Origin of the sequence: Prosthecobacter dejongeii (assembly GCF_014203045.1) — a bacterium.
GTDB classification, from domain to species: Bacteria; Verrucomicrobiota; Verrucomicrobiia; order Verrucomicrobiales; family Verrucomicrobiaceae; genus Prosthecobacter; species Prosthecobacter dejongeii.
This window is the reverse complement of record NZ_JACHIF010000001.1, coordinates 950,014-965,377: the sequence shown is the minus strand read 5'-3', so window position 1 is coordinate 965,377 and position 15,364 is coordinate 950,014. Positions and strand designations below refer to the sequence as shown.

Below are 15,364 nucleotides of genomic sequence, written 5' to 3'. Positions count from 1 at the left end.
GATCAGTGAATGATCTGCACTTCATCCCCCACGCGGACGAGGCTGAAGAACTTCTTCGCCTTGTCATACGGCAGGCGGATGCAGCCGTGGGAGGCTGGCCGCCCGGTCACGTAGCCGCTGTGCAGGCCGATGGCGCTGCAATTCAGTCGCATGAAAAAGGGCATGGAGACATGGTAAAGCGTGGAGGTCCAGGCCCGGTGCTTATCGGTGATCACATAACGGCCAGCAGGGGTGGAGAAACCCTCGCGTCCTGTGGAGACGAGACAGGTATCTATGACCTGCCCTTCCTGCGTGACCCAGGCGCGCTGTTTGCTCAGGTCCACCGTCACCAAGATCTGCGGTTCAGACTCAGGCTGGCGACCTAAAATGATGCGCATGAGAAACAGGTAACCCTGAGTGGCAGCAAAGTTGATGGGGTAACGTTTGTACCGTGTGGTGCAGTAACTCGTCTTGGCCCCTGCACGCAGCAGTTCCGCCGCGCCTTCCACATCCCCTCGGGCGGCACAGGCGATGAGCGGTGTCACCCCTCGGTCATTTTCCAGCGAGTGTTTGAGGTCCTTGATCATGACGCGATCCAGCACCGCTTTTGAAACCGGACTGGCGAAACGTGTGTTCGGATCTGCCCCAGCCGCCGTTAAGCTGCGCAAGATGTCCACCCCACGGCGTAGGGACGCGAGCGCGATGGGCGGCTGCTTTTCAAACCCGGGCTGCAAGGCATCGGCCCCGCCATAAAGCAGCGCGCGGACGCTGCTACCTGACATGTGGCGGATGGCTGCGCAGAGCGCTGTATCACCGCCCGGACTGAGTTCATTGGCATTGGCTCCCTGGGAGATGAGCTGGCTGATCCACTCGGCATCATCGTTTAAAACCGCGTAGTGAAGCAGGGGCAGACCGCCGAGGTCAGGGATTTCCGTCCGCAGACGCTCATTCACATCGTCCACCAGCGGCTGCCATTGCCAGGGAGGTAGGGCAGACTTTGGAGCTGGAGCTGGGGAAGGGACCGGGGCAATCTTCGGTGCGGGCTTTTCCACGGCCGGTTCCAATGCAGCCACTGGGACGGCAGCGGCGGTTTTTTGGGGAGGCGGCTGCGGGGTCGGAAAGCTGTTTTGCAGTACTTTCTTTTCCGGGCTGGGAGTCTGATTCAGAGCCTCTAGCGCCTGCTCAGTTTTGAGATCCGGTTGGCTCAAGATCACAATCATCCCGCCGCCGACAGCCGTTCCGACAAAAGCCGGAAGGACCCAGGCGAAAAGACTTTGAATCCAACTGGATTTTCCAATCATCGAGGCGCAATGCTTAGCAGCCTGTCGCGTACTGTCGAACGACGTTTCACAGAAGTGCACATGCTGCCATTTCTGCTACGCAAAAACGACTCCACAGTTACTCAATTTCTCGCTTCGATTTTAACAGTTATGAAGAGCACGGATATTCGGATCACTCAGGCGCAAGTTTACTTTTTACCCGTCACCATGCGGGTGCCGCTGAAGTTTGGGCCGGAGACCGTCACCAGCACCGTGTGCCTTCGCACTCAAGTCACTGTGGAGGATCGGAACGGCCGCTCTGCTACGGGTTGGGGAGAGACACCACTCAGCGTTTCGTGGGTCTGGCCAAGCACCCTGGCGGTGGCAGAGCGCGCCCGCCGCATGGAGGCCTTTTCCATCCAGCTCGCCAGCCGCTTGGTGCAGTCGGGCCTAGTGGGGCACCCGATGGAGATCGGGCAGGATTTCATCCATGGCCCCTTGGCCGAAACGCTGGCCGCCGCCAATGCCGCCGCCGGGAGCCCGGAGATGCCCTATCTGGGATCTCTGGTGGCCTTCAGTGCCTTCGACATCGCCACTCACGATGCCTATGGCAACCTCCTGGGCCGTGACATTTACGAGACCTACAACGCCGAGTTCATGAACCGCGATCTCTCGGCTTTCCTGGAGCCAGAAGCCGATAGCAACGTCAGCTTCGCAGGCCGTTACCCGGCCGATTTCTTGGTCAAAGAAGCCCCGAAAGTTTTGCCCGTGTGGCACCTCGTCGGCGGTGTGGATGCGCTGGAAACGGCGGACCTCACGGGCAGCGAGCCGAAGGATGAGCACCCGCTGCTCCTGGCCGACTGGATCCAGCGCGATGGCCTGAAATGCCTGAAGGTGAAGCTGCGCGGCACCGATGCCGCCTGGGACTATGAGCGGATGGTGCGCGTGGGCCGCATCGGCCTGACCCATGGGGTGAAATGGCTGAGCGCGGACTTCAACTGCACCGTCAAAGACCCCGCTTACGTCAATGACATCACGGACCGTCTCCTGGCCGATGAGCCCGAGCTGTATGCCCGCACGCTGTATGTGGAGCAACCTTTCCCTTACGACCTCGAAGCGCACCAGATTGACGTGCGCAGTGTCTCCGCCCGCAAACCGCTGTTCCTGGATGAAAGCGCGCATGACTGGGAATTCGTCCGCCTGGGCCGCCGTTTAGGCTGGTCGGGCGTGGCTTTGAAGACCTGCAAGACCCAGACCGGCGCGCTTCTCAGCCTCTGCTGGGCCAAGGCCCACGGCATGCCGCTCATGGTGCAGGATCTCACGAACCCCATGCTGGCCATCATCCCGCACGTGCGCCTCGCTGCCCATGCAGGCACGATCCAGGGCGTGGAGTGCAATGCCATGCAGTTCTACCCGGATGCCTCCGTGGTGGAGGAAAAAATCCACCCCGGCCTCTACCGTCGTCGTGGGGGCGTGGTGGACTTCAGCACGCTCAGCGGCAGCGGGTTCGGCTACCGGGTGGAGGAGATCGCCCGCCAGCTCCCCGCTCCGGCGGTGGCCTGATCAGGCCTCCTCTTTCTTCATCCGCTTGCTCACATCCAGCTCGATGGGGCCGTACTTTTGCTCATAGGCCTGCAGGGTCTGGGTGAGGTGTGCCCACAGTCGCTTGGCACCATCGTAGGAGGTGACCACGCGACTGACGATCTTGGCCTCTTCTTCCACCATCGGGCCAAAGGCATTCAGGTTGAGACCGAAGTCAAAGATGACCTCATTGGGCGTCGCGAACAGGCGCGTCACATTGGAGTACACCGCCTCGGCAGGCGGCGTGATTTTGGCCGGGGCAGGGGACTCGGGGCCGACGATTTTGACAGGGTTGGACATAGTTGGTTAGGGCTGAGTTGGAGAAAGTAGGCGTCCGGGGTGCGCATACACGTTCATGGTCTCCCCCCGGAGAAAGCCGATCAAAGTCTGGCCTGAATCGCGCGCAAAGTCCACCGCCAGACTGCTGGGCGCAGAAATCGCCGCTAGGATGGGGATGCCGCCAGCGAGGGCCTTTTGCATGATCTCAAAAGAAACCCGCCCGCTGACTAACAAAATGTGCTGCGAGAGCGGCAGCAAGTTCCGCTGCAGCGCGTAGCCCAGCACCTTGTCCAGGGCATTGTGGCGCCCCACATCCTCCCGCAGCACGATGAGGTTTCCCTCCAGATCAAAAAGCGCACTCGCATGCAGCCCGCCCGTCTTGGAAAAAGTCTCCTGCGCAGCGCGGAGCTTGGCGGGCAGTTGGGAGATCAGTTCCTGGCTGACTTGTGGAGCGGAGTGTTCAGTGTTCTGTTTACAGTGTTCAGTATTCAGAGGCGCTGCTTCGGGGACTGAAGACTGAACACTGGACACTGAACACTGGTCCCCGGCGAGCGGCGTGAATTTCTGAAACACGGACTCAATGCTCGTCTTGCCACACAGACCACAGCTCGAGGCGCTGAAGACATGGCGGGTCAGCGATTCCCAGTTCACCACGGCCCCGCCCAGCAGCACGTCCACGATGTTACCGAATTCGTTGTTCACGCTCGGGCACTGGGAGATTTCCAGGATGTCGCGGGCTCGGGTGACGACGCCTTCCGTGACCAGAAACCCGGCCACCAGCTCTTCATCATGCCCTGGTGTGCGCATCACCACGGCCACGCTGCGGCCCTCCACGCGGATCTCCAGTGGTTCTTCCCGCGCCACCACATCCTCCCGAGTCACCGCCGCCTGGCCTAACTGGAGGTGTGTCAGTTCAAGGGTGGCGATCTCACTCATGACGTGGTTTCCACCAGATCCGCGCTGACGAGACCCTGGGTCACATGGCGGGGCTCGGCAATCAGGCGCACCAGTTTGTCGAAGATCTCGCGGCCTTTGATGATCTCAATCTCCACCCGCAGGAAGTAGATGGGGATGTCCCCAGGCGGCAGTTTGGGGAAGCGTACAAAGTCCTTCTCAGTGGTTAGGATGGCATGGGCATCGGCCTTTTCACAACGTTCGATGAACTGCGTGATGTCCTTTTCCTGGAAGCGATGGTGATCCGTAAACCGGGCCACCCAATGCACCTTCGCACCCAGCTTCCGCAGCCCGTTTTCAAAACTCTCCGGCACCGCGATCCCGGACAACGCGCCCACGTATTTGCCACGAAAGGTGTCCAGCGGCAGGCGCTCACCCGTGTGGATGTGCTCAAAGTGCACGGGCCGGTGGCGACACTCGATGATCTCGGCCACCGGGTTGTACTTGCGGATTTGCTCGATGATTTCGCCACTGTCGCCATCGGACTTGGTCAGGAAGATGTAGCTGGCGCGCCGCAGGCTGGAGGGAGGCTCGCGCAGGGTGCCGCGCGGCAGCATGTAGCCTGTGCCAAAAGGGGCCGTCTTATCCACCAGCACGATGTCATGGCGATGCTTCAGCTTCAGGTATTGCAGGCCATCGTCCAGGATGAGCACATCCGCGCCGAATTTGCGGATGGCATGGGCCCCCGCCTTCACGCGGTTGCGGTCCACCACCACCGGCACGCCCTTGCAGTTTTGCGCCAGCATGAAGGGCTCATCCCCCGCCACGTAGGAATCCAGCAGCACCTTTTCACCATCGGAGACCACACGCGGCAGCAGCTCGCGCGGTTTGCGGGCCAGGCCCAGCTTCGCGGCGATGCGCCAGCTCAGCGGGATTTTGCGCTGGCGTTTGCTCTTGTAGCCTCGGCTCAGGATGGCCACGCGCCGTCCTTGGGCCAGCAGCGCCTTGGAAAACAGCTCCACCACCGGCGTCTTGCCCGTGCCGCCCACCGTGATGTTGCCAATGCTGATCACCGGCACGCCCAGGTGGTGATCGTGAATGAAACGCTCGCGATAAAGAAACAACCGCAGCCGCACCGCCCCCTTGTAGATGCCCGAGAGAAACCAGAACACCATCCGCAAAAAAGTCGCCCTCATGCCACGACGATTGTGGATGATGACATCAATGATGAATTGTTCGAGATCTTCGAGAGTGTCCTTCATCCGGTGGGCGAGGGGAACAGGTAGAGCGGGAGGGGCGGATGCTCAAGTACAGTAGTCATCAGTCTCTGAATGATGAGTTTTAGATTCCGCTGCTGGAGGAGATGGATGACGAACTTACCTGCGGCTAACCAGCAAGGGAGGAAAGCAGGTCTTTACGGGTGCGGTGGATGAATTATGTTGGAGGCATGAGCACCCTCACAGCGATACTCAATCCATCGCCCGACGGAACGTTGCATTTGCCCTTGCCGGCAGGATGGCGACCTCAGCAGGCTGTACGGGTCAAAGCTGTCTTGGAGCCAGTTCAAGACAATGAGGGAGAGACGGAAGAATCTGCGAGCCTGAAGGGATTTGGCTGTTTGCGAGGCCTGATATGGATGGCTCCCGATTTTGATGAGCCACTGGAGGATTTTGAGGAGTATTCTGCATGAAGCTTCTGATTGATACTCATGCCTTATTGTGGTTTTGCGAAGGCCACTCCTCGCTCAGCGCAAAAGCACGTGCCGCCATGGAAGATGAAAACAACGAGCGTTACGTTAGCTATGCCTCAGCCTGGGAAGTCGCTATTAAAGTGAGCCTTGGGAAACTCCATCTTAAACTGGATTATGACATTCTATTTTCGCAGGTGGTGCAGGCCAATGGATTCCAAATGATAGGCCAGGATTTAGGACACTATCAGGCGTTGATCGCCATGCCAAAACACCATGGTGATCCTTTTGACCGGTTGCTGATCGCGCAGGCTCAGGTGGAGGGTATGACTATCCTAAGCTGTGACAGAAACTTTGCGGCTTATGGAGTGCCGCTTCTTTGGTGGCGGAGTGACTTCCGATTGGTAGAGAAGAAGCACGCCTTTTAGGGCTGGGGAACTTTATAAACAAGACTGATGTGCATTGGATTCCCTCTGCTAAAGAACTCTCATTTGCATTTTAAAAGATGGTCTCTTCCCGATAAAGTAGAATATGAGTTCCATTCGGAATCCCCAAGAAAAGAAGCGGCTCAGTTATAACCGCGATCATTACAACCGTAATGGGGAAAACAACAAGAGCTGGCGCAAGAAGAAGCCGTTGAAGAAACGGAGTTCCCGCAAATCATTTCGAAAGACGTCGAATGACCTCGTGAAGGTCGTCGCAGATGGAAATGATGCTCCGGTGAATGCTGCCAAAAAACTTGGGGATCTTTGTCAGAGTAAAGTTCTCGATTGGGGATCCATTCACTTGCGTGAATTTGTAACGAATCGCAAGGAGATGCGACAGGAGCGCAGTCAGTCCGACAAGTAACAGAATAAACTGGGCAGCCGACGGAGGAAGAAGTCTTCCGAGAGGCAGACTTTTGCGGCTAGTGACTGTTATTATTCGAGATCTTTGAAATCAGCCTTTCCCACAACATCACTCGGAGAGTGATGACTACTGTACTAATACCTCCGCACCACGGTATCCGCAGGTTCCCGCACCAGATCCTTCTCGGGATAATCCAGGGTGAAATGCAGGCCGCGGCTTTCGTGGCGGCGGATGGCGCATTCGACGATGAGGGAGGCGGTTTCGACGAGGTTGCGCAGTTCTAGGAGTTCGCTGGTGATGCGGAAGTTCCAGTAAAACTCCTGCACCTCGCGCTTCAGGTTGCGCAGACGGGCGGCGGCGCGTTGCAGTCGCTTGGTGGTGCGCAGGATGGAGACGTAGTCCCACATCAGGCGGCGGATCTCGTCCCAGTTGTGGTAGATGACGACGAGCTCGTCATTGTCCACGGCCTCACCACTCTGCCACGGTGGCAGGGTGTAGGTCTGCTCCGCCTCTTTGCCGATGGGCATCTTGCGCAGCATGTGGTCCACGGCGCGGTGGGAGATGACCAGGCACTCGAGCAGGGAATTGCTGGCCAGACGGTTTGCGCCATGCAGGCCCGTGCAGCCTACCTCACCCACGGCGCAGAGGCCACGGATGCGGGTGGCCCCGTTCACATCTGTCACCACGCCCCCGCATTGATAGTGGGCGGCGGGCACCACGGGGATGGACTGCTTGGTGATGTCAATGTCCACCTCCAGGCAGGCTTTGTAGATGTTCGGGAAGTGGCTGAGGATGAACTCCGCCGGGCGGTGGGAGATGTCCAGGTACACGCAGGGGCCGCCGGTGCGCTTGATCTCGCTATCAATAGCGCGGGCGACGATGTCACGCGGGGCCAGGGAGCCGCGCGGATCATACTTGTGCATGAATTCATTGCCCTTGTTGTCAATCAGCCGGGCACCCTCACCCCGCATGGCCTCGGTGATGAGGAAGGAGCGTTTCTGTGGGTGATACAGGCAGGTGGGGTGGAACTGGATGAACTCCATGTTCGCGATGCTGGCCCCGGCGCGCCAGGCCATGGCCACACCGTCGCCCGTGGCGACGCGCGGGTTCGTGGTGTAAAGGTACACACGCCCGCAACCGCCGGTGGAAAGCACGATGCGGTCTGAGCGGAAGGTCTCCACCTCATGGGTGGACTCATTCAGCACGTAAAGCCCGAGGACGCGGTCCTCCGTGACAAAACCCAGCTTCGCCGTGGTGATGAGATCAATGGCGAAGTGGTTTTCGTAGATGGTGATGTTGGGCCGATCCTTCACCGCCGCCAGCAGCTTCTCCGTCAGCTCCCGTCCGGTGGCATCGGCGGCGTGCAAGACCCGGCGCTGCGAGTGGCCGCCCTCGCGGGTGAGGTCAAATTCCAGGTGCCCATCGGAGGCCTCGCGTTGGTCGAAGTCCACGCCCCATTTTACCAGTTCGCCGATGCGGTCCGGCCCTTCGGTGACGATGGTGCGCACCGCCGCCTCATTGCACAGTCCCGCGCCGGCGATGAGGGTATCGCTGACATGCTGCTCGATGCTGTCTTCCTCACTGGTCACGCAGGCGATGCCGCCCTGGGCCCAGTTAGAGTTCGAGTCCAGCGTGCCTCGCTTCGTGATGATGGCCACGTTTCCATGCTCAGAGGCATGCAATGCGGCACTCAGACCACCGGCACCGCTGCCAACAATGATAAAGTCGTAATCAATCACAAAGGGATAAACGGGTTGAAGCCATGCCTCGAGCCCGCGATTTGGAGATCGGCAAAGTTTTCCGGGTTGGAACGGCGCTGCCTCTCGTCAAGAAAGGGCTCCTGACGCCGCTAAACATGGCGAGAATGACAGCTCGCGCCAGCGGGTTGTTAAGGGGGGCAATGCGATGCACTTTTAAAACCGTCCTTGGTTCACCGCTTGAAACATCTGACCCACAGTCTGCACGAGGCGGTTCGCCATCAGGTGTTTACGATAGCCGTTATTCTCCGCTGCCCGACGCTGGGAGTATTCCAGTTCCAGTCTCACTTGGCGGTTTTGGGCCACAAATGCTGCGGAGGCAGGCAACGGATAAAGGAGGCCCGTTTCAGGTAATAACCGGGCAGATTCGGCCTCTAAAATGGCTTTCCAAAGCAACGGCAGACTGGCCATCGATTTTAGGCCTATGTTATGGGTGTTGGGATCCAGACGAAAGAGAGCCAGTGTGGCCTCATCTCGCTCGGCTCGTGGCATGGGCACATGATCGGTGGTGGCGAGGAGCTTTTTCCACGCATTGAGGTAATCCGGATCTAGCTTCACTGCGTGGCGGTAATGTTTGACGGCTTCCGCGTGGTTACCCTGCTGATCACGCAGGTAGCCTAGCAAATAGAATATCTGAGGCTTATTCGGCATTTCCACGGCCAGACGGGTGAAAACTTGGTCAGCGATGTTCTGAGCACGTTTGCCTTTGAAGGCTCCCTCGCAGCCGAAGCAGTGGCTTTCCACGCGGCCAAAGCTGTCTGGCATCAGCTCAAAGGCGCGCCGGTAATACATCTCCGCTTTGGCGAAGTCCCCCAGCTCACTGTAGCGCAAGGCCAAGCGGGACTGGATGCAGTAAGCATCCGCAAAATGGGTGAGGGCCTCCTCATACATGGCCACAGCACGGGACAACAGTCCGGCCTCCCACCAGTCATCCGCATTTTCAGAAATGCGGATAGCCTTCACCGCTCCGCGCATCACCTTGGCTTGGTCAGCATCACCCTTCTTGTCCAGAATGTCTGCGAGGACGGCATAGGCGCGCATGCGGTCGCCCTTGCCCTGTTCGCCATCGCTGGGATCAATAGCGATGGCGGCACGTACAGACTTTTCGGCTTCCTCTAGCCGCCCTTCATTGAGCTGCAATTGGGATTTCCAGATGAGCGGTCTCTCTTGAAAACGATGGGCAGCCTGGAGGGCATCCAGGCGGGTTTCTAAGTCGTCTCCTCCCAGGCTGAGAAGAAGGGCATAAATGGAGTCCTCGTCTGGATGAAGCTGTACGGCTCGCTGGGCGATGCGTCGTGCGACGTCGTTTTTGCCCGTCTCCGCCAAGGCCTTGGCCGCCATCACGAGAAGGGAATTGTCGAATGAGGTCAGTGTCAGATCAGCCAGATCCGTTGCACGCCAGCCGGGAGAAGTATCGAGAAGCTGAACGATCTCCGCGTACCGACCTGCCTGATGATATACCCCGACAAGCGACTCCAAGATGTCCCGCGTCTCGCGCATGGAACGCTCCTGCGATCCCGAATCGGAAGAGCGGACTAGCTGCTCCTTCAAAAAGGTTTCCGCAGCGCTGCTGCGGCCTGCCTTGACCAGTAGCTTCGTCACCGTCCACAGCTCGCTTTCCATTGACGTTTCATCTTCGGGAATCTGGGCATAGGCGGCCAGAGCCCCAGCGACGGCTTCATCCACAAGCTCGGGCCTCTTCAGTAAAAGCCCCAGGCTGAGGAGCCCTTCAGCGAGATTGATCCGCTCTCTTTCAGGCGAGTTTTGTCTCTGGCTGGAGATAAGCTGGAGATTGCGCTGCGCTTGTGGGGACAGTTTGTTTCGCACTCCCTCAGGCAGTTCATCGAGCGAACGTGAGTCGGAGCGTGGCGTCCCTTTTGCAGGCTCTCTTTTTACCATCTCACGCAGTATTTTCACCCCTTCATCCACCTCATCGGCCGCCAGCAGAGCGCGGTAAAAGTGGCTTTCCACTTCGCTCCTCGCCTGACCCACCAGAGCGGGCTTGGCCATGGCTTCGCGCAGGGATTGCAGCGCTTCCTTGGATAGGCCTTCATGAGCCGAGATCTCGATATACACCTTCCACAAAGGTAAGGCCGGCTGCTGGCTGAGCATGGCGTGCAGAAAATCCCGCATCTGCCGCCCAAAGCCCTGCTTTTGCAGGGTCTCGACATCGGTCGAGTAAAGGGTGAGTTTAGCACCACGCTCATTCGAAAGGCGGTTCAGGGTGAAAGCCATCGCCTCTTCCGTCCGGCCTGCGGCAATCAGGTGCAGCAGATAGAGTCTTTCCGCATCGCTCCGGTCGGACGAGTCGTCATCGGGGAATTTCTTCACCAGCCCTTCATAAAGGGGCAGGTCTGCCTCCGTCTCGACGAATCCCCAGACGGGTCTTTTCAGAGTCGGCAAATTCTCCAGGGCCAGCTTGGACGTGAGGCGGCGTGTTTGTTTGCCACTGACACGGATGCCAGCTTTCAGTCGCAAAGCACGCGCGATGAGAGGAGCCACCGTGGCCTCATCGGCCTCCTGGAGCAGATCAGGAATCAGGATCTCCTCCGTCATGCCTTCATCTTTTTCATAGGCGTCTAAAGTCGCTGTGAGGGCTTCCACTTGCTCCTTAGTGCTCCCTGCCAAAGTATCCAGCACGCGTCCAAGGCGGTCCACAGACTGCTGGAAGTAAGGCACGCCCCGTTTGGCAATCTTGGGGTCTTTGGCGATCAGGTCGCGAAGTCCGGCCATGGCTTGCTGCCGAGCCTGGGAATCATCCCGTAGCACTGCACTCATCAGGATGAGGCACTGCCTCTGCAGCGGCTCTTTATCTTTGGGGCGTTTTTCGATCGCCACCGCCAGGGCATCCCAGGTCTGTGCAGGTGGTAAAACCTCCGCCAGTTCCTCAAAGTTAATGTCCTGGTCCACGTGAGTCCACGCCTCAAACAAAACCAGCCATTGGGCAGCAGCTTCTTCTGCCGACAGCTTTGATGCACGGGCGGTATAATTCTTTAACTCTGCCCTAAGAGCTTTCACCTCCGCCTCCTCTTCATAAGAGCCTGCGAGCGACCGGAACAGGCTGTTTTTAATAAGGAGCCTGCTACCGAAAAAAACGGCGAAACAAAAGAAAAGAGCGAGGATAAAGAAGCGCGGGCGCATGATCAGGAAAAACTGCATCCAGTGGACCTTACATGTCTACTGGAAACAAGCCTTAATGGTTAGCCTGCCCTCAAACCCGAATTTTAACCCGTCTTGCTCTTGGCTTACTGCTCCTCACTCTCAATCGGGCCGATGTCCATGCCGTCGTAGCAGTCCAGGCCTTGATCGTGGGCGAACTGGTAGAGCTCGTCGTTTCGGGCATCCAGGGTGGCGGGGGTGTGGGTTTCTTCTTTTTCCACATGCAGCCACCAGGGGCGATTGCCTTGGGCGTCAGCTTCATCGAGCTGGTAGATGTCCACGAAACAATAACCCTGAGCCACCAGGAGGTCCTTTGCTTTCGCCAAGGCTTCCGGCTCATGATGGGTGAAAAAGTAACCCCACAACATGTCGCCCGCCATGTTCCAATCGGTCTTTTCAAAGATGTTGACGAACATCTTTTGAAGCATTTCGAGCGTGATGGTTTTAGGCTGGCGGGTTTTAGGCTTAGACATGGTCGGTGAAGGGGATAATGACAATAAATGGAATTGCCATTCGCTCAACGTCAGTCGTTTTTTTTGATGATGGGTGCTTCCCACCCATCATAACTGCCGCCGAGTTTCTTAGCCTGCCGTCCCAATTCGATGGAGTGACTGCTAATGTCGCCGATTTTAATCGTGCCATGATGAGAGACTCTGACACACGAGCCCCCCCTCATCATCCATCGTTGAGAGATCCGGCTCAGACTTAAAGCGGCTGGTTTCTAACCATGTTTTAAATAACGCGGCGGCACAGGGATCGGTGAAATAAATCCAATGATCCACTTTTCGAGGCACAGATCCATCATCGCCATGTTTTTCTAAAACTTCGATGACCTGGAGGTCCTTGATTACCTGCCGATCATCCTCTGTCGGGTATAGTTCCTGCCAGTAACCTTCATGTGTTGGGTCACTTCGAAACGACGGCACAAATTCATAGCCCGTTTGCTCGGTCACCAATGCGCTGAAGTCAGCCCAATCTGACTCCGAGCGTGATGTGTAAATGTAAAAGTAACGATATCCTGAAACGGTTACTCTCCCCACAAACCAATCGTTTACTAGACCTACAAACTGGGTCAAACAATCTTCGATAGAAGAAACGGCTTCGAATTCTATCTTCTTTGGAAGACCCGTAGGATAAGGATCCTGATAGGTAAGAGCAATTCGAACAAGCTTTGAAGGTGCCTGTTGGTCAATGATTTTCTCAATGCCTTCATCAAAGAAAATAAACGCTTGGTTATCCCCCATCGAACATGGGTAAAATTGCCACTGCTCACTCATAGTGTTACACAAAGTGGAACGGCACTGTCACCTCACCATCTCAATGTTATCAATCAGCCGCGCTTTATCAAAGAACACGGCGAGGGCGATGAGGCCGTCGTTTTCGAGGGTGGGCAGGGGTTGCAGGGTGTGGCGATCCACGAGGGCGATGTAGTCTTTGCGGCCCAGGGCGGCGTGCTGGGCGAGGTGCTGGTGGATGATGTCTAACAGGCGGGCGCTTTCGCTTTCGCCACCTAGCCAAGCCTCGCGGGCTTTGACCAAGGCGGCGCGCAGGGCTGGTGCTTGGGCACGTTCGGCAGGGCTGAGATAACGATTGCGGGAGCTCATGGCCAGGCCGTCGTCTTCGCGCACGGTTTCGATGCCGTGGATCTCGACCGGGAAGTCGAGATCGCGGACGAGGCGGCGGATGATGGCGAGCTGCTGGTAGTCCTTTTTACCAAAGACCGCGTTATCAGGCTGGACGAGGTTGAAGAGCTTGGCCACGACGGTGCAGACCCCGTCAAAGTGACCAGGGCGGCTGGCCCCGCAGAGGACTTTGGAGAGGCTGCTTTCCTGGATCTGAATGCTGCGGTCGGTGTGATAGACCTCTTTGACGCTGGGGGCAAAGACCATGTCGGCGCCGGCGGCCTGGCACATGGCGAGGTCGGTTTCGAGGGTGCGAGGGTAGCGGTCGAAGTCTTCGTTAGGCCCAAATTGCAGTGGGTTTACAAAGATGCTGGCCGCGACTTTCGCGTCCGTGCCTGCCAGCTTCCGGGCCTCGCGCACGAGGGTGGCATGGCCTTCATGCAGGGCCCCCATGGTGGGCACAAAGTACACGTGGCCGGCGGCCTTTCTCCAGGCGCGCAGGTCTTTGACAGTCTCAATCAAGGTCATGATTTCAGGTCTCTGGATTCAAATATGGCAGCGCCTGCGATGAAGAGCGAGGCATTGACGGCAGCGAGGACAGTGAAGGCGCGGATGACCTGGGGCCAGGCGATGTCCTGGGCCAGGATACGCGCCCAACTGCTGATGTGTTTGGTGAGCAGGAGTTGATCGTAGCTTTCCATGAAGCTGGTCTCCCGCAGGATGCGATCAATGAGAAAGTAGGACAGGGCGGTGATGGTGGCTGCGGCGGGCTTGATGGGCAGGCAGGAAAGGAAAAAGGCGATGCTGCTGACCGTGCTCATGCTGAAGGCCAAGAATAGCGAGGCGAGAGCGAAACGCTTTAGCCCCGGCAGCCAGTCATAAAACTCCAGCACGCCCACATCGGGTATCATGACAAAGAAGCCGCCGCCCCAGCCTTTGAGAGACAGGCCTAACAGGAAGGATGACCACGTGATGAACTGCACCAGCGCAAAGGTGTAGCCGATGCAGGTGAGGTACTTGATGAATAGCAGGCGCACCCGGCTGATGGGGCGGACGAGCATGAGCCGATAGTGACCATCCTCATTTTCCTTGGCCACGATGTCCCCGGCTACGAGCGCGAGGAAGATGGAGCCCAGCAGCACCACGGAAAAACCGATGATGATCTGCGCCAGCGTGAGCGCTGAGAAATAGTGCTCAAACGACTGACCCTGGCGCGAGATCATGCGGTCAAAAAAACGCTCCACTCCTTGCAGGTGGGAGACGATGAGCAGCACGATTTCAAAGAGTAGGAAGGCCCCAAAACCGATGAAGGTGCGGCGCTTGGCAAAGAGCTTCAGCAGTTCACCCTGCCACTGACGAAAAAAGAGAATCATGCGCTGGTTTTCCCAAGGTAAAATTCTTCCAGGGTGGGCATGTGCGGCTGCCAGGATTCCACCCGCACGTGGCTTTCCACCAGAGCCTTCAGCATCTGCGGCCCATTCAGGTAATCGGGCAGGGTGACGATGCGGCTGACGGGATCCATGACGGCTCCTGCCTGGGAGATGGCTTCGCGGGCCTTGGCGAGATCCGGTGTTTCCAGGTGATACACACCCTGCTTTTTCTCCCGAGAAGGCACGGGCCCTTCATACATCTTGCGGCCCTGTTTGAGGATGACGCAGCGGTCACACATCTGCTCCACCTCCACCAGGAGATGCGAGTTTAAAAGGATGGTCATGCCGAAGTCAGATCGCAGCTTGAGCACAAACTCTCGAAACTCACGAATGCCTTCGGGGTCGAGGCCATCGGTAGGCTCGTCTAACAACAAGCATTTCGGCCGGGGTAAGAGTGCCTGAGCCAGGGCCAACCTCTGGCGCATGCCGTGGCTGTAGGTTTTCGTCTTGTGATGGGCGCGGTCGGCCAGGTTCACCAGCTTCAGTACGCGGCGGGCTTCTTCCTCATCCCACCAGCCGGAGAGGGAGCAGAGCACGCGCAGGTTTTGCCAGCCAGTGAGGTAGTCATAAAAATGCGCGGCCTCATAAATGGCTCCCACGTGGCTGAGGGCCTGGGAACGCTGCTGCTGCACGGAGTGGCCGGCGATGCTTACCTCCCCTTCATCGGGACGCACCATGCCCAGCGTGATGCCGAGGATGGTGCTCTTGCCCGCGCCATTGTGGCCCAGCAGGCCCAGGATCTCGCCCTGGCGCATTTCAAAGCTGACGTCATCCAGCGCCAGACGGCCATTGGGCCAGCGTTTGGTGAGGTGACGGACTTCGAGGAGGGCCATGGGCCGCCACCATGGCGAAGGCCAGCCCTCTGTGC

The 15,364-nt window shown here is 58.0% G+C and carries 15 protein-coding genes; 4 read left to right on the top strand and 11 right to left on the bottom strand.

The genetic code is table 11. The annotated features are described in order from the left end of the window. Positions 1-2: 2 nt before the first annotated feature. Positions 3-1,280: a L,D-transpeptidase family protein gene (locus HNQ64_RS03715; RefSeq protein ID WP_184205472.1), complete on the bottom strand. Its 1,278-nt coding sequence runs from the start codon at positions 1,278-1,280 to the stop codon at positions 3-5. Between the two features lie 60 nt (positions 1,281-1,340). On the opposite strand from HNQ64_RS03715, the gene HNQ64_RS03710 reads away from it, so the two are divergent. Then, positions 1,341-2,801, top strand: a complete 1,461-nt coding sequence (locus HNQ64_RS03710) for a mandelate racemase/muconate lactonizing enzyme family protein (RefSeq protein ID WP_246430924.1) — start codon at positions 1,341-1,343, stop codon at positions 2,799-2,801. On the opposite strand, the gene HNQ64_RS03705 is transcribed toward HNQ64_RS03710, so the two are convergent. From HNQ64_RS03705 to lpxK, 3 genes are read right to left on the bottom strand one after another with little or no spacing between them, the layout of a single operon-like run. Then, entirely contained in the window at positions 2,802-3,119 is a 318-nt protein-coding gene (locus tag HNQ64_RS03705) for a DUF3467 domain-containing protein (RefSeq protein ID WP_184205470.1), read from the bottom strand. Between the two features lie 6 nt (positions 3,120-3,125). Next, positions 3,126-4,034 (bottom strand): formate dehydrogenase accessory sulfurtransferase FdhD, encoded by a 909-nt coding sequence (locus tag HNQ64_RS03700; RefSeq protein WP_184205468.1) that lies wholly within the window; start codon positions 4,032-4,034, stop codon positions 3,126-3,128. After that, positions 4,031-5,254: a tetraacyldisaccharide 4'-kinase gene (gene lpxK, locus HNQ64_RS03695; RefSeq protein WP_184205467.1), complete on the bottom strand. Its 1,224-nt coding sequence runs from the start codon at positions 5,252-5,254 to the stop codon at positions 4,031-4,033. The genes HNQ64_RS03700 and lpxK overlap by 4 nt, the downstream gene beginning before the upstream one ends. Positions 5,255-5,439: 185 nt before the next feature. Here lpxK and HNQ64_RS03690 point away from each other — a divergent pair, with 185 nt between their 5' ends. The 3 genes from HNQ64_RS03690 to HNQ64_RS03680 all read left to right on the top strand — a co-directional run bounded on the left by HNQ64_RS03690 (position 5,440) and on the right by HNQ64_RS03680 (position 6,528). Further along, entirely contained in the window at positions 5,440-5,682 is a 243-nt protein-coding gene (locus HNQ64_RS03690; RefSeq protein ID WP_184205466.1) for a DUF2281 domain-containing protein, read from the top strand. After that, positions 5,679-6,107, top strand: coding sequence for a type II toxin-antitoxin system VapC family toxin (locus HNQ64_RS03685; protein ID WP_184205465.1), 429 nt, complete (start codon positions 5,679-5,681; stop codon positions 6,105-6,107). Before HNQ64_RS03690 ends, HNQ64_RS03685 begins: the two co-directional genes overlap by 4 nt. 103 nt (positions 6,108-6,210) lie before the next feature. Continuing rightward, positions 6,211-6,528 (top strand): hypothetical protein, encoded by a 318-nt coding sequence (locus HNQ64_RS03680; RefSeq protein WP_184205464.1) that lies wholly within the window; start codon positions 6,211-6,213, stop codon positions 6,526-6,528. 134 nt (positions 6,529-6,662) lie between these two features. Here HNQ64_RS03680 and nadB read toward each other — a convergent pair whose 3' ends face one another. The 7 genes from nadB to HNQ64_RS03640 form a co-directional block, all read right to left on the bottom strand. Then, complete coding sequence (gene nadB / locus HNQ64_RS03675; RefSeq protein WP_184205463.1) at positions 6,663-8,267, bottom strand: L-aspartate oxidase; 1,605 nt, start codon at positions 8,265-8,267, stop codon at positions 6,663-6,665. A gap of 174 nt (positions 8,268-8,441) precedes the next feature. Continuing rightward, positions 8,442-11,444, bottom strand: coding sequence for a tetratricopeptide repeat protein (locus HNQ64_RS03670; RefSeq protein ID WP_184205462.1), 3,003 nt, complete (start codon positions 11,442-11,444; stop codon positions 8,442-8,444). 86 nt (positions 11,445-11,530) lie between these two features. Then, positions 11,531-11,917 (bottom strand): ribonuclease E inhibitor RraB, encoded by a 387-nt coding sequence (locus HNQ64_RS03665; protein WP_184205461.1) that lies wholly within the window; start codon positions 11,915-11,917, stop codon positions 11,531-11,533. A 156-nt stretch (positions 11,918-12,073) separates the two neighbouring features. Further along, entirely contained in the window at positions 12,074-12,721 is a 648-nt protein-coding gene (locus HNQ64_RS03655) for a DUF695 domain-containing protein (protein WP_184205459.1), read from the bottom strand. A 27-nt stretch (positions 12,722-12,748) separates the two neighbouring features. Further along, positions 12,749-13,594, bottom strand: a complete 846-nt coding sequence (panC, locus tag HNQ64_RS03650; protein WP_184205458.1) for a pantoate--beta-alanine ligase — start codon at positions 13,592-13,594, stop codon at positions 12,749-12,751. Next, positions 13,591-14,439, bottom strand: a complete 849-nt coding sequence (locus tag HNQ64_RS03645; RefSeq protein WP_184205457.1) for an ABC transporter permease — start codon at positions 14,437-14,439, stop codon at positions 13,591-13,593. Before HNQ64_RS03645 ends, panC begins: the two co-directional genes overlap by 4 nt. Next, the gene (locus HNQ64_RS03640; RefSeq protein WP_184205456.1) at positions 14,436-15,329 is read right to left on the bottom strand and encodes an ABC transporter ATP-binding protein; all 894 of its coding nucleotides are present in this window, start codon (positions 15,327-15,329) and stop codon (positions 14,436-14,438) included. The genes HNQ64_RS03645 and HNQ64_RS03640 overlap by 4 nt, the downstream gene beginning before the upstream one ends. Between the last annotated feature and the right edge of the window lie 35 nt (positions 15,330-15,364).